The organism is Streptomyces sp. NPDC000345 (assembly GCF_042898825.1).
GTDB lineage: Bacteria > Actinomycetota > Actinomycetes > Streptomycetales > Streptomycetaceae > Streptomyces.
The window spans coordinates 39,322-52,966 of sequence record NZ_JBIAZE010000013.1 but is presented as its reverse complement, the minus strand read 5'-3'; the positions used below and the strand labels follow the sequence as shown (position 1 = coordinate 52,966).

Genomic DNA, 13,645 nt, shown 5'->3' with positions numbered 1-13,645 from the left:
GGGGCGGGCGTGGCCGTGTCGGCCCGACCCAACGGGACGTGGGTGGGGCGAGCCGACGCAACGGAACGGGACCTGGCCGGTCCGACGCAACAGAACGCGGCCGGACCGGGCCGACGCGACGGAACGTCGCCGGGCCGGGCCGACGCAACAGAACGCGCCCGGACCGGACCGACGCAACGGAACGTCGCCGGGCCGGCATGACGGGACGGGACGCGGCCGGGCCGGACCGACGCGCGGACCAGGCCGGGCGACGAGCGGATTGCCCCGGCCGGCCTGCGTGCGGGCCGGCCGGGGCAGAACGGACGACGGACGAGGACGGGAGCGGTGTCCATGGGCGAGGAGAGCGCGAGCGCCGGCGGGGCGGCCGTGACGCTGCGGTCCCTGCTGGCCTTCGAGGACGGCCACGCGCTGCGCCTGCTGTGCGCGCCCGCCGCGCCCGGCACGGTGGTGCGGCGGATCGCGGTCGGCCTGGACGACCTGCGTCCCGGTCAGGAGGGCGTCCTGCTGCTGGCCGTGGGGGCGGCACCGGTCGCCGGGACCGTCCGGGAGGCCGCCCGGCGGGGCGCCTGCGCGGTCGTCCTGGGCGAAGCGGACGAGGGGCTGGTGCCGGCGGCGCGGGACGCCGGAGTGGCGCTCCTCGCCCGCGCCGAGGGCACCGGCTGGGCGGAGGCCGCCGCGCTGCTGCGGTCGGCGCTGTCCTACGTCGGCGCCGGCCGGGTCGAGGACGCCGGACCGCCGCCGGACCCGGAGGCGGCACCCTCGCTCGCGGTGCTGGCGGCGCGGGTCGCGGCGTACGTGAAGGGGTCGATCACCATCGAGGACACCCGGCTGCGGGTCCTGGCCCACTCCGCGACCGGCCCCGGCGCGGACGCGCTGCGCCGGACGGTCATCCTCGGCGGGCGGGTGCCGGACTGGCGGGTCGCCGAGCTGCGCCGGAGCGGCCTGCTGCGCGCCCTGTGGACCTCGCCGGACGTCATCCACAGGCCCGCCGACGGCGACAGCCCCGAACGGCTGGTCGTCGCCGTGCGCAGCGGCCGGGAGGTGCTCGGGTCGATCTGGGCGGCCGCGGACGGCGCCGCGCTGGCCCCGGACGCGGCCCGCCATCTGCGTACGGCCGCCGGTCTCGCCGCCCCGCTGCTGGTGCGCGAACGGCTGCGGGAGAGCGGGACGGCGCACCGCCGGGAGGCCGCGCTGCGCGGTCTGCTGCACGGGCTCGGGGACCTCCGTACGCACGCCTGGTCGCTGGGGCTGTCGCCGGACGCGCCGTGCGCGGTGGTGGTGGCCGAGCGGCGGCCCGCCGGCAGGTCGCAGGACCGGTCCCTGGACGTGCTCGTCCTGGAGATCTCGGCGCTCCGCCCGGGCACGGGTGTGCTGCGGGACGGCGACCGGCTGGCGCTGCTGCTCGCCGGGGAGGGCGCGGCGGCGGACCACGAGCGGGCCGTACGGGCCGTCGTGCGCGACCTGGACGCGGCCGTCTCGTCGCTGCCGGACGCGGCGGCGGTGTGGCTGGGGGTGGGCCCGGTCGTGGTGCCGGAGGAGGCCGCGTGGTCGCACGAGCGGGCGGGGCTGGTGGTGCGGGCGCTGCGGGAACGGGAGGCCCGGGCCCTCGCCGCGGGGCGGCCGCGGCCGTTGCGTTCCTCGGACGCCGCCGGTGTGGGCGCGTCGCTGGAGGTGCTGCGGCTGCTGGACGCCGTCCGGCCCGTGTGGGAGTCGGGCGCCGGCCCGGTCCACGATCTGGTCCGCGCCGACCTGGCCGGGGGCGGGGAGCTGGTCCGGACGCTGGCGGTGTGGTTCGAGACCGGGCACGACGTCACGGAGGCGGCCCGCCGTCTCCTCGTGCATCCCAACACCCTCCGCTACCGCCTGGGCCGGGTCCGGGAGCGGTACGGCGTGGACCTGGACGACCCCGACAGCCGGCTGCTGCTGGCCCTGGCGGTCCGGCTGGCCGCTCCCCCGGCGTCCTGAGGTTGTGCGGGGACACAAGGGTTCCGGTTGTTCCTGGCCGGTCCTCCAATGACGCGGGACTCCCCGGCGAGTGAACCTGGAGGTGTCCCGCCCCTCAGCGAAGGAGACCCGGACGTGTCGCTTTCCACCGAAAACCTCGCTCTCGCCGTCCGGCAGGCCGTCGCCGACGGGCTCCTGACGGAGGACCGGCCGCTGGCCGGCTTCCTCGACGTCCGGGGGGTGCGCGAGAGCGTCGCGGCGCTGCACGAGGCGTTCGCGGGCGTACCGGACGTGCTGCACGCCTTCGCCGCCAAGGCCTGTCCCCTGGTGCCCGTGCTGCGCCTGCTCGCCGACGCCGGGATGGGCTGCGAGGTGGCGAGCCCCGGCGAGCTGCGGCTGGCGCTGGACGCGGGGTTCGCCCCGGCGCGGATCGTGCTGGACTCCCCCGCCAAGACCCGCCGGGAGATCCGCGAGGCGCTGGAGCTGGGGATCGCGCTGAACGCCGACAACCTCGCCGAGCTCGACCGGATCGACGCGCTGCGTCCCGCCGGCTGCGCGTCCGTCCTGGGGCTGCGGGTCAATCCGCAGGTCGGGGGCGGGTCCATCGGCGCGATGAGCACCGCGACCGCCCAGTCCAAGTTCGGCGTGGCCCTGCGCGACCCCGGCGCCCGCGAGCGGGTCGTCGAGGCCTTCGTACGGCGGCCGTGGCTGACCCGGCTGCACGCGCACGTCGGCTCCCAGGGCTGTCCGCTGCCGCTGATCGCGCAGGGGCTGGCGGCGCTCCACCGGCTCGCCGAGGAGATCAACGCGCGCGTCGGCCACCGCCAGGTCACCAGCCTCGACCTCGGTGGCGGGCTGCCGGTGAACTTCGCCGACGACTGCGTCACGCCCACCCACGCGGAGTACGCCGCCGCGCTCACGGCCGTCGAACCGGCCCTGCTGGACGGCCGCTACCAGATCGTGACCGAGTTCGGCCGCTCCCTGCTCGCCAAGAATGGCTTCACCGCCGCGCTCGTCGAGTACGTCAAGGAGGCGGGCGGCCGGCGGATCGCGCTCACCCACGCCGGTGCCCAGATCGCCACCCGGACGGCGTTCATGCCCGAGGCCTGGCCGCTGCGGGTCTCCGCTTACGGCCCGGACGGCATGCCCAAGCGGACGCCCGTCGTGCCGCAGGACATCGCCGGACCGCTCTGCTTCGCCGGGGACGTCGTGGCGCGCGCCTGCCCGCTGCCCGCGCTCGACGAGGGGGACGTGGTCGTGCTGCACGACACGGGCGCCTACTACTTCTCGGCACCGTGGGCGTACAACAGCCTGCCCAGGCCCGCCGTGTACGGCTGTCTGCTCCAGGACGGTCACGTCACCTTCGCCACGGTCCGGCCCGCCCAGTCGCTTCGGGAGATCTCCCTGGAGAGCGGCCGGGACCACGCGGACGCCCTGCTGACGGGGTTCGCCGCGCCTTCCCTGCCCTGAGGGCGACCCGGCACGCATCACCCGGCCGATTCTGAGCACCCGTCCTCCTGTCGCCGGACGAGGAGAGAACCGTGCTCTGGGTCGCCCTACTGCTGCTGCCGTCCCTGTCCGTCCTGCTGGCGGTCCTGGACCGCGTCGAGGACCGCATGCTGGCCCCCGCCGCGGCCGGGCCCCGCCACGCGGCGCGCCGAAGGCACCTCCGCCTGATCAAGGGCACCCCACCGGACCGGACGGACGCCCGCCCCCGCCCGGAACCGGTGGAGCCCGCACCAGCACCCGAGGGCCCCGCAGCCACCCCCGACCGAGCGCCCCAGGCCCGCGCCGCCTGAACCAGCCGCCCCCGCGCCGCCTGAGCCAGCCGCCCCCGCGCCGCCGCGCCGCACAACGGTCCCGCCGGGCGGCGGCCGGGGGCGGTGCGTCGGCGGTCGCCGCCCCGTGGGCCCACGGGGCCCACGGGCAATGCCCCTGCCCGGACCCGAACGACGACCACCGGACCCCGGCCGGACCGGCGCCACCCCGAGCCGGCAGACCCCCGCTGGTGCGGCGCCACCCGGAGCGTCCCCGGCCGCACGCGGCGGACCACCACCCGGCGCCGGACGGCGCGCCCCGGCCGCCCGGCGAGGGCGCGAGCCGTCGGGGCGGAGGCCGCACCTGCGCGGCGGGCCGCCGACGGTCTCCCAGGACCCCGGGCAACAGGTCCGGGCAGCCGTCGGCCGCCCGGACCCGCAGGGTGGACTCTGTCCGGCGCTCCTGCGGGCGCGAGCCGAGCCGCCCCCACGCCGCCCCACCGAGCTACCGAGCTCCAGACACCGACTGGCGCCCAGAGCCCGCGCCGCGGCGCCCGCCGGGCCCGAGCGGTGGGCCCCGGTCGGACGGCGGAGGCCCGTGGGCGGTCGGGGGGCGGGGTGTCCCCGGTGGGCGATGCTGCCGCCCCCGTCGGTGGGCAGAGGTACCCCGGTGGGCAGAGGTGCACCCGACGACGCCGGGCGGCATGCAGCGGCCTCGGCGGGACGGGCCGGCGAACACAAGCGTCCCCGGGCCACGACCGCGGGCCCGGTCACCAGGCAGGGGCGCCCCCCGTGGGCGCCCCGGCGAGCAGCGGAACCCCCGTGGGGTACCCCGCCCCCGGTCGGCGGAGCACCCCCACGAGCAGAGGCACCCCGCCCCGCTCGGCGGCGGCACCCCAACGACCAGAGGCACCCCGCCCCGCTCGGCGGCGGCACCCCGACGAGCAGGGCTACCCCCGGTCGGTCGGGTGTGCGAGGCTCGGGGCGATTTGGTCGCCTCGGCAGGGAGTGACAACGGCATGCGCATCGGTCTGCTCGGTACCGGTCCCTGGGCCCGGATGGTGTACGGCCCCGTCCTCGCCTCCCACGAGGGCGTCGACCTCACCGGGGTGTGGGGCCGCCGCCCCGAGGCCGCCAAGGAGCTGGCGGACCGGCACGGCACCCGCGCCTACGACGACGTCGACGCGCTCCTCGCGGACGTGGACGCGGTCGCCGTGGCGCTCCCGCCGGACGTCCAGGCGGAGCTGGCGGTCCGGGCCGCCCGGGCGGGCCGGCACCTCCTGCTGGACAAGCCGGTCGCCACCACCGCCGCCGGGGCGCGGGCCGTGGCGGCGGCGGCCGAGGAGGCGGGGGTCGCCTCGGTGGTCTTCTTCACCACCCGCTACCTGACCGAGACCGCCGACTGGATATCCGCCCAGAAGGAGACCGGGGGCTGGTTCACCGGGCACGCCCGCTGGCTGGGGTCGGTGTTCGCCGAGGACAGCGACAGCCCGTTCGCCACGCCCTGGCGGCGGCAGAAGGGCGCCCTGTGGGACGTGGGCCCGCACGCCCTGTCGGTGCTGCTGCCGGTCCTCGGCGACGTCCGCCGGGTGAGCGCGGCCGGACCCGGCCCCCGGGACACCGTCCACCTGGTCCTGGAGCACACCGGCGGCGCCTCCAGCACCGTGACGCTCAGTCTGACCGCCCCGCCCGCGGCGTCGGGGGCGGCTCTCGAGCTGTACGGCGACGGCGGGGTCGTACGTCTGCCCGAGCCCACCGGCAGCGCGGCCGACGCGCTGGCCCGGGCCGCCGGGGAACTCCTCGCCGCGGCCCGGGACGGGCGCGCGCACCCGTGCGACGCCGCCTTCGGCCTGCGGGTCACCGAGATCCTCGCCGACGCCGAGGCCCTGCTGGTCCCGGGCGCCGGCGAGCCGCGCTGATCAGCGATCAGCTCGGTGCGAAGTTCGCCCGCTCCCGCACGACGGGGTAGCCCGCCTTGGTGAAGTGGGCCGCCATGGGGAAGTTTCCCTGGTCGGTGGCCGCGGCGATGAACTCCGCGCCCCGCTCGACGAGGTGGTGGGTGCACTCGGCAAGCAGGTCGTAGGCGTAGCCGTGTCCCCGGTGCTCCGGCAGGACGCCGATGAAGCCGACGCAGGGCCCGGAGGGGTTGCGGGCCGGGATGTGGATCCCGGCCAGGTCGCCCTCGGGGGTGCGGGCGACCTGCCACCACTCGCGCGGGGACGGGCACCAGCGGAAGAAGTCCAGCTCCTCCTGGGCGGCCTGGTCGAGTCCGCCCTCCGCGACGGCCTTGCGGGCGTGGGCGTCGAGGGTGACGGAGTGGATGCGGCGCAGGGCGTCGAAGAACACCGCGTCGTCGGGTTCGGGGGCGAAGGTGAGCCTGCCGGGGCGCTCGGGCAGGCCGCACCGCGGGGTCCAGCGGTAGACGAAGCGTTCCACGAGCAGGGTCTGGCCCGCCGCGCGGGCGGCGGCGTGGCGGGCCTCGGCGGCCGCCCGCAGCGCGGGGTCCTCGCGCCAGCCGCCGGGCAGGACCAGTTCCAGGCCGACCCGCCAGGGCGCGGTGCGCAGGAGTTCGGCGCCCGCCTCCTCCTCGCCGTCGGCGAAGTCGAACCACTCGACGGTGAGGGGCTCGGTGTCGTCGGGCCCGCCCCACCAGGCGGCGCGGGCGACGACCCGCCCGTCGCGCAGGGCGACCCGCTTCCAGTGCGGCCGGTAGCTGGCGTTGCGGAACGCCTCGGCGTTGCCCATCGGGTCGGGCAGGGTGTCGAACAGATGGATGTCGCGCTCGTCGAGCGCGCGGATGACCAGATCGGTCAAGGGATTCCTCCGGGATGCGGATGAGGTGGGGCGCTCCCGGGGCGTCGGACGAGGGTCAGACGCGGCACGCCGGGGTCACGGAACGGGAGCGCGGGATGCGTGAGAGCTTCATCGGCGCTCTCCTCCTTCCGTGGTGTCCGGGCGTGCGGTCACACCGTAGGAGATCGTCCGACGGGGCGTCCACCCGTTTTCCGGCGTGCGCACGGCGGTGCCGGGGTGGAGCGTGGTGGTGTGGCACGAGTGGACGCCGAGCGACGGAGCTGGCTGCGGGGCGCTCCGCCGCCGCGGTGGGTACGGGCACTGCCCGTCGTGCTGGTGGCGGGCGTCTGTGCGGCCACCCTGGCCAGTCCCGATCCGCTCGACATCGGCTTCCTGCTGGGCGCGATCCCGCCGCTGGCGGTGCTGTCGTACGGCCCGCTGGCGACCGCCGTGCTCGGTGCGACCGTGGTCGTGATGCTGAACGTGCCGGCGTTCCGGCTGGACAACCCGGGCCAGACCGACCTGCTGACGATCTGCTTCGTCGCCGTGCTGAGCGTGTTCGTGGCGTTCGTGCGCAGCCGCCGGGACGTGCAGCTGGACATCGAGCGCACGATCGCGGAGGCGGCGCAGCGTGCCGTGGTTCCGCCGGTGCCCGAGCGGGTGGGCCGGGTGCGCTGCGCGGGTCTGTACCGGGCGGCCGAACGGGGGACGCTGGTCGGCGGTGACTTCTTCGACGTGCGCGAGAGCGCGTACGGGGTGCGGGCGGTGCTGGGGGACGTCCAGGGGCACGGGCTGGCGGCGATCGCGACGGTGGCGTCGCTGATGGGGGCGTTCCGGGAGGCGGTGCTCGACCAGCCGTCCCTGGAGGCGGTGGCGGCCCGGCTGGACCGGCGGCTGGCGGTGGACTCGGCGCGGCTCGCGCACGCCGAGCTGTTCGCGACGGCGGTCCTGCTGGAGTTCGCGCCGGACGGGGACGCCGTCCGGGTGGTGGTGTGCGGGCATCCGCCGCCGGTGCTGCTGCGCGACGGCAGGGCGACGGAGGTGCCCGTCACCCCGTGGACGCCGCTGGGTCTGGGCCTGCCGGACGGTTCCACGCCCGTCGGCCGCGCCCTGCGGCTGCGCCCCGGCGACCGTCTGTTCCTCGCCTCGGACGGCGTCTGGGAGGCCAGGAACACCGCCGACGCCTTCTACCCCCTGACCGACCGGCTCCCCGCGCTCGCCGACGGCACCGACCCGGCCGTCACGACCACCCGCGTCTGGACCGATCTGCTGCGTCACTCCCCCGCGGTCCGCGACGACGTCACGATGCTCGTTCTCGCGCCCGCGCGTCCGGACCGCTGAGGGTCTCCGCGTCCCCCTCGGCGTCGATGTGCGGCAGGATCCGGTCCAGCCACCGCGGAGTCCACCAGGCCCGCGCGCCCAGCAGCGTCATCACCGCGGGCACCATGAGCAGCCGTACGACGGTGGCGTCGATCAGCACGCTGACGGCGAGGCCGAGGCCCAGCATCTTCACGACGATGTTGTCGCTGATGATGAACGCCGAGAACACGCTCACCATGATCAGGGCGGCGCAGGTGATCACCCGGGCGGTGATCTCCAGGGCGTGGGCGACGGAGTCCTTGGCGTCGCCGGTGCGCAGCCAGGTCTCGTGGACGCGGGACAGCAGGAAGATCTCGTAGTCCATGCTGAGGCCGAAGATGATCGCGAACATCATCATCGGCACATAGCTCTCGATGGGCACATCGCCGTTGACGCCGAGGGCGGGGCCGCCCCAGCCCCACTGGAAGACGGCGACGACCACGCCGTACGAGGCCGTGATGGACAGGACGTTGAGGACGGCGGCCTTCACGGCGACCAGGAGGCCGCGGAAGACGGCGAGGATGATCAGGAAGGCGAGGCCGACGACCACACAGATGATCAGCGGGAGCCGGCTGGCGACGATGTCGCGGAAGTCGACCTGGGCGGCCGTGGTGCCGGTGACGTAGCCCTTGGCGTCGTAGCCGGAGACCGCGTCGGGGAGGGTGTGGTCCTTGAGCCGGTTCGTCAGGTCGGTGGTGGTGGCGTCCTGCGGTGCCTGGGTGGAGTACACGGTGCCGGTGAGGACGTCGCCGTCCTGGGTGGGCGCCAGCGAGGTGACCGTGGCGGCGCCGGGGACGGCGTTCAGCGTCTTCTGCGCCTGCGACTGGAGGTCGGAGCGTTTGTCGGAGGGGACGGACGACTGGTCGATGACGACCGTCAGGGGGCCGTTGGAACCGGGGCCGAAGGCGTCGGTCATCAGGTCGTAGGCCCGCCGGTCGGTGAAGGAGGTCGGGTCGGCGCCGTCGCCGATGTGGCCGAGCTGGATGGAGAAGACGGGGATGGCGAGGATCGCGATGACGGCGACGCCGACGCCGAGGTACTCCCACGGTCTGCGCTCGACGCGTTTGGCATAGCGGTGCCAGGTGCCCTGCGGGGTGGCGCCCGGTTCGGCGTCGGTCTCGGCGACGGGTTTGCGCACGTGGTAGCGGTCGATGTGCCGGCCGATGAGCCCGAGCAGGGCGGGGACGAGTGTGAGGGCGCCGACGACGGCGGAGACGACCGTGATGGCGGCGGCGAGGCCGAGTTTGCCGATGAAGGACACCCCGGACGCGTACAGGCCGGCCAGCGCGATGATCACGGTGGTGCCCGAGACCAGGACGGCGCGGCCGCTGGTGGCGGTGGCGTGCCCGGCGGCCTCGGCGGGGTCGGCGCCGTTCATCAGGTTCTGCCGGTGCCGGGTGATCAGGAACAGGGCGTAGTCGATGCCGACGCCCAGGCCGATCATGGTGGCGAGAGTGGGCGAGACGGTCGCGAAGGTGAAGGCGGCGGCGAACAGGCCCAGGATGGCGAGTCCGCCGACGACGCTGATCAGGGCGGTGATCAGGGGGAGGCCGGCGGCGAAGACACTGCCGAAGCCGATGAGCAGCACGACGATGGCGACCGCGAAGCCGATCAGTTCGCTGATCCGGTCGTCCGCCGCGGGCCGGGCCAGCTCGCCGAGGGAGCCGCCGTACTCGACCTCGGCGCCGGCCGCCCGCAGCGGCTGGACGGCGTCGTCGACGCCGTCGAGGTAGCCGTCGCCGAGGGTGGAGGGCTGGACGTCGAAGCGGACGGTGATGTACCCGGTCTTCCCGTCGCCCGACACCGGCCCGATCTTGGTGGGGCTCTGCGAGAGCGGGTTCTGCACCGCGAGCACATGCGGGAGTTTCTGCAGGTCGCCCACCGTCGTGGACATCTGGGAGCCGAGCGCGCTCAGGGCCTGCCGGTCGTCGTGCAGGACGATCTGGCTGCTGTAGCCGCCGGCCTGCGGGTCGTGCTCCTTCAGGACGTCCAGGCCCTTCTGGGACTGGGTGTCCGACAGCTGGAAGTTGTCCTCGTAGGTGCCGCCGACGGCGCGGTCGACGACCTGGAGGGCCACGAGGGCCACCAGCCAGGCGATGATGACGATCAGGTAGTGGTGGGCGCACCAGGCGCCGAGCCTGCGCAGTCCCCCGCGTCGCCGTTCCCCGGGCGTGGTCGGTGCCATGGAGCCCATGAGACGCTCACGGGCTCTTCCCGGCATCCCGGGCCGGGCTGATCGGATTGCAAGGTGCGGCCGCAGGATGAATGGTGTTAGTACATTCCTTCGGACGCGAGGAGCGGACACCATGCCGACGTCACAGCCCGGCGCCTCCCGGCCCTCCCCGGACCGCGTCACCCCGGACAACCTGCTCCACACCCGCACCGGCACCGAGGTGTCGCCGGAGGACGTGGTCCTGGCCACGGGCCGGGACCTGACCCCCCGCAATCTCGAGTGGGCGCGCCGCAAGCTCGACAAGGAGGGCCCGAGCGCGATCGAGAAGCTGCTGCCCTGAGGGACGGTCACCGGCCCCGGGGCCGGTGACCGTTCACTCCTCGACGATGTGAACGGCGGCCTCCTCGGCTCCCGCGGCCCCGCCGTCGATGCCCACGTCCTGGGCGATCTCCTCCCTGGTGGTGTCGGAGTGGGCACCCTCGTCGGGGGCGACCAGCCGGCCGGCCCGGGCGTCGCCGGCCTCGGGGTCGAGGGGTTCGCCCTCGCCGTCGGGCAGGTCCCCGATGCCGTCACCGGCGGGCTGGGAGACGTCCGGGACCTCCTGCGCGAGCCGCTGGTCCAGGGTCTCGCCGTCGTGCTGTTCGGCCGCGGTGGTGCCGTACTTCTCGACGCCCAGCGGCCTTTCGGGCGGGGAGTACCCCTCGTCCAGGGTGTCGTCGTAGGTGCGCTCGTCGACGGCGTCCTGAAGGTCGAGCGGGGCGGCGTCCTGCTGCTCCTCGTTCGTGCCGATGGGCTGGTAGGCGTCGTCGCCCATCGCCGCGGGCTCGCTGCCCATGGGTGCCTCCCTGTGTCGCGGGCTGCTGCTGACCCCGTCCGCGTTTCCCGTGTCGCCCGCTCCAATCGCGTCACACGCCGCTCATGCGTGGTGCGGCGGTTACCCACCCGTCAATCTTGAACGCTCAAAGGGTGGGGTTATCATCACTCGCACACTCGGTGTGATCGTCCCTGAACGCTCTGGTGGCCGGCAACCGCCATGCTCCTCCCCGCCGTCGTCTCCCGAGGTCACCCCTCTTCGGTGCGCGGCGGTGCTCCAACCCTCACCCCCCTACGCCGTCGGGCCGCTCCCGTTCCGGCGGTGCACGACGGAAAGCGGCACAAGCATGAGCAACAGCACCGGAAGAGGGCTGCAGGCGAACGTCCTCGGCACCTTCGACACGGTGGTGATGGCGGTCGCGGGCAGCGCCCCGGCGTACTCCATCGCCGCCACCACGGCGGTCCTGGTCGGCGCGGTGGGCCTGGCCAGCCCTGCGGCGCTGCTGTACTGCGCGATACCGATGCTGGGGATCGCGCTGGCGTTCAGCCGGCTCGGCCGCATCGACGTGAACGCGGGGGCCAGTTACTCGTGGGTGGGCCGGACCCTCCACCCGTTCCTGGGCTTCCTCAGCGGCTGGGCGCTGGTCGTCTCGGCGACGATCTTCATGGTGGCGGGGTCGCTGCCGGCCGGTTCGATGACGCTCGCGCTCTTCGACGAGGATCTCGCCGGCGACACGGCGCTGTCGACGGTGGTGGGCGCGGCCTGGTTCCTGGTGATGCTGGCGGTGGTGCTGGGCGGCGCCCGGCTCACCGTGCGCGCGCAGCTCGTCATGTCCGGCGTGGAGTTGGCGATCCTGGCGCTGTTCGTGCTGCTCGCCTGTGTCCACACGCAGGACAACGCGCTGCCGTTCGACTGGTCCTGGCTCGGGTTCAGCCACTTCGACGGGGTCTCCGGCTTCGCGTCGGGCGCGCTGGTGGCGGCGTTCTACTACTGGGGCTGGGACGTGACCAGCAACCTCAGCGAGGAGACCCGCAACAGCCGCCGTACGACCGGGCTCGCGGGCCTGGTGGGGGTGGGCATCGTGTTCCTGCTGTTCGAGGTGTTCACCATCGCGGTGAACGTCGTCCTCAGCGCGCGGCGGATCGAGGACAACGGGGCGAACGTGCTGGCCGCGCTGGGCGAGGAGCTGTGGCCGGGCTGGGGCGGCAAGTTGCTGATCGTCGCCGTGATGCTGTCGACGATCGCCACGCTGGAGACGACGCTCATCCAGGTCACGCGGTCGCTGTTCGCGATGGGCCGTGACCGGACGATGCCGTCCGCGCTGGGCCGGGTGCACCGCACCTGGAACACGCCGTGGGTCGCGATCGCGGTGGTCGGCGGGGTGGCGCTGGCGATGTTCGTGGCGTCCAACGCGCTGGGCTCGGTGGGCGACATCCTCGCCGACGCGATCTCGGCGATCGGCCTGCAGATCGCGGTGTACTACGGTCTGGCGGGTCTGGCGGCGGTGGTGGCCTACCGCAGGACGCTGCTGCGGTCCCCGTCCGACTTCCTCCTCGGCGGGCTGTGGCCGCTGTTCGGCGCGCTGTTCATGTTCTGGGTCTTCGCGGAGTCGCTGGGCGCGCTGGAGCCGGCGGCGATCGTCATCGGCATCGGCGGGCTCGCCGTGGGGCTGGTGCCGATGCTCTGGTACTGGCGGCGGGGCAGCGACTACTACCGGCCGGCCCGGCTCGACGCCTCGCGTACCGTGGAGGCGGACTACGCGCCGGACGATCACGCGGCCGCCCATGCCACGGCCTACGAGGGTCTCCCGACCGACTTCTGAGAGGGAGCCCGATCTGATGGCGCGTGACCGCTTCGCTCCCGACTTCGACCCCGACTGCGGGGACACGTCCCTGTCCTCCGCCCGGCAGGACATCGTCATCGGCCGCTGGCAGGGCCTGCGCGAACTGCTGCGGACGACCGGCTCCGACCGGCTCGCCCGGGGCCACCGGGTGCGGCTGCTGGCGCAGGCCTGCACGGGCAGTTCGACGGTGGAGACCTGGCTGGCCGCGGAGCCGCACAGCGCCGACGCGCTGGTGCTGCGGGCGGCCACGGAGACCGCCCGGGCGTTCAACCTGGCGATCGCCGCGGGCCGGGGTGTGCCGATCGACCAGCAGCGGATCGACGCGGCGGTGCTGGCGTGTCTGTCGGCGGCCGAGGCATACCCGGACGACCCCACACCGTGGATCTCGCTGATCTCGGTGGCCCGCCTGTACCCGTCCGGGGTGCGCCGGCAGGAAATGGCGCGCTGGTGGGACGAGTTGCACCGGCGTGACCCGTACAGCATGGAGGGCCATCTCCAGGTGCTGCACTACTACTCCGCCCGCTGGCACGGCTCGCACGGCCTGATGTACGACTTCGCCCGCGACGCGGCGGGCGTGGCTCCGCCGGGCTGCCCGCTGCCGGTGCTGGTCCAGTACGCCCGGGTGGAGGAGTACCGCTACGCCGTCGACACCCCGCAGGGCCGCCCCGCCACGGTGGCGCTCGCCCAGCACTGGAACAACGACGGCGCGGTGAGCGACGTCCGCCGCACCTGGGAGCGCTGGATCGCCGAGCGTCCGGCCACGCCCGTCGCCCCCGGCGAACTCCGCGACCTCAACTACCTGGCGCACGCGGCCTGCTGGGCGGACGCGCACGACGTGGCGGCGGAGCTGCTGCGCCTCCTGGGCCGCCGGGCCACCCGCACCCCCTGGGCGTACACCGGCGACCCGGCCCAGCAGATCCTGCGCTGGCGCAAGGAGTCGGGGCTGCGCGTGTGAGGGCTCG

11 protein-coding genes are annotated in these 13,645 nt (G+C 74.8%); 8 read left to right on the top strand and 3 right to left on the bottom strand.

From position 1 onward, the window contains the following. Positions 1–330: 330 nt before the first annotated feature. The 4 genes from ACFY30_RS28190 to ACFY30_RS28175 all read left to right on the top strand — a co-directional run bounded on the left by ACFY30_RS28190 (position 331) and on the right by ACFY30_RS28175 (position 5,620). Positions 331–1,965: a PucR family transcriptional regulator gene (locus tag ACFY30_RS28190; RefSeq protein WP_390847951.1), complete on the top strand. Its 1,635-nt coding sequence runs from the start codon at positions 331–333 to the stop codon at positions 1,963–1,965. A 48-nt stretch (positions 1,966–2,013) separates the two neighbouring features. After that, complete coding sequence (locus ACFY30_RS28185) at positions 2,014–3,414, top strand: diaminopimelate decarboxylase (RefSeq protein ID WP_390847950.1); 1,401 nt, start codon at positions 2,014–2,016, stop codon at positions 3,412–3,414. A gap of 71 nt (positions 3,415–3,485) precedes the next feature. Then, the gene (locus tag ACFY30_RS28180; RefSeq protein ID WP_390847949.1) at positions 3,486–3,743 is read left to right on the top strand and encodes a hypothetical protein; all 258 of its coding nucleotides are present in this window, start codon (positions 3,486–3,488) and stop codon (positions 3,741–3,743) included. A 977-nt stretch (positions 3,744–4,720) separates the two neighbouring features. Beyond that, a complete protein-coding gene (locus ACFY30_RS28175) occupies positions 4,721–5,620 on the top strand; it encodes a Gfo/Idh/MocA family protein (protein WP_390847948.1) in 900 nt (299 codons plus the stop codon). Between the two features lie 7 nt (positions 5,621–5,627). Here ACFY30_RS28175 and ACFY30_RS28170 read toward each other — a convergent pair whose 3' ends face one another. Next, on the bottom strand, positions 5,628–6,515 hold the full coding sequence (locus tag ACFY30_RS28170; protein WP_390847947.1) for a GNAT family N-acetyltransferase: 888 nt from the start codon (positions 6,513–6,515) through the stop codon (positions 5,628–5,630). A 231-nt stretch (positions 6,516–6,746) separates the two neighbouring features. Here ACFY30_RS28170 and ACFY30_RS28165 point away from each other — a divergent pair, with 231 nt between their 5' ends. Beyond that, a complete protein-coding gene (locus tag ACFY30_RS28165) occupies positions 6,747–7,835 on the top strand; it encodes a PP2C family protein-serine/threonine phosphatase (RefSeq protein WP_390847946.1) in 1,089 nt (362 codons plus the stop codon). Here the strand turns inward: ACFY30_RS28165 and ACFY30_RS28160 are convergent. Continuing rightward, the gene (locus ACFY30_RS28160; RefSeq protein WP_390847945.1) at positions 7,795–10,047 is read right to left on the bottom strand and encodes an MMPL family transporter; all 2,253 of its coding nucleotides are present in this window, start codon (positions 10,045–10,047) and stop codon (positions 7,795–7,797) included. The genes ACFY30_RS28165 and ACFY30_RS28160 overlap by 41 nt on opposite strands. Positions 10,048–10,159: 112 nt before the next feature. Here ACFY30_RS28160 and ACFY30_RS28155 point away from each other — a divergent pair, with 112 nt between their 5' ends. Further along, positions 10,160–10,366, top strand: coding sequence for a hypothetical protein (locus ACFY30_RS28155; protein ID WP_390656645.1), 207 nt, complete (start codon positions 10,160–10,162; stop codon positions 10,364–10,366). Positions 10,367–10,399: 33 nt separating this feature from the next. Here ACFY30_RS28155 and ACFY30_RS28150 read toward each other — a convergent pair whose 3' ends face one another. Beyond that, on the bottom strand, positions 10,400–10,861 hold the full coding sequence (locus tag ACFY30_RS28150) for a DUF5709 domain-containing protein (RefSeq protein ID WP_390847944.1): 462 nt from the start codon (positions 10,859–10,861) through the stop codon (positions 10,400–10,402). 325 nt (positions 10,862–11,186) lie between these two features. On the opposite strand from ACFY30_RS28150, the gene ACFY30_RS28145 reads away from it, so the two are divergent. Together ACFY30_RS28145 and ACFY30_RS28140 are read left to right on the top strand one after the other, a co-directional pair. Next, a complete protein-coding gene (locus ACFY30_RS28145; protein ID WP_390847943.1) occupies positions 11,187–12,662 on the top strand; it encodes an APC family permease in 1,476 nt (491 codons plus the stop codon). A gap of 16 nt (positions 12,663–12,678) precedes the next feature. After that, a complete protein-coding gene (locus tag ACFY30_RS28140; RefSeq protein WP_390847942.1) occupies positions 12,679–13,638 on the top strand; it encodes a hypothetical protein in 960 nt (319 codons plus the stop codon). Positions 13,639–13,645 lie beyond the last annotated feature (7 nt).

What these genes read in the sequence shown, in the direction of transcription:
- ACFY30_RS28150 (WP_390847944.1), bottom strand. Translation starts at nt 10,861, where the DNA reads ATGGGCAGCGAGCCCGCGGCGATGGGCGACGACGCCTACCAGCCCATC.
- ACFY30_RS28145 (WP_390847943.1), top strand. Translation starts at nt 11,187, where the DNA reads ATGAGCAACAGCACCGGAAGAGGGCTGCAGGCGAACGTCCTCGGCACC.
- ACFY30_RS28140 (WP_390847942.1), top strand. Translation starts at nt 12,679, where the DNA reads ATGGCGCGTGACCGCTTCGCTCCCGACTTCGACCCCGACTGCGGGGAC.
- ACFY30_RS28190 (WP_390847951.1), top strand. Translation starts at nt 331, where the DNA reads ATGGGCGAGGAGAGCGCGAGCGCCGGCGGGGCGGCCGTGACGCTGCGG.
- ACFY30_RS28185 (WP_390847950.1), top strand. Translation starts at nt 2,014, where the DNA reads ATGACGCGGGACTCCCCGGCGAGTGAACCTGGAGGTGTCCCGCCCCTC.
- ACFY30_RS28175 (WP_390847948.1), top strand. Translation starts at nt 4,721, where the DNA reads ATGCGCATCGGTCTGCTCGGTACCGGTCCCTGGGCCCGGATGGTGTAC.
- ACFY30_RS28160 (WP_390847945.1), bottom strand. Translation starts at nt 10,047, where the DNA reads ATGGGCTCCATGGCACCGACCACGCCCGGGGAACGGCGACGCGGGGGA.
- ACFY30_RS28155 (WP_390656645.1), top strand. Translation starts at nt 10,160, where the DNA reads ATGCCGACGTCACAGCCCGGCGCCTCCCGGCCCTCCCCGGACCGCGTC.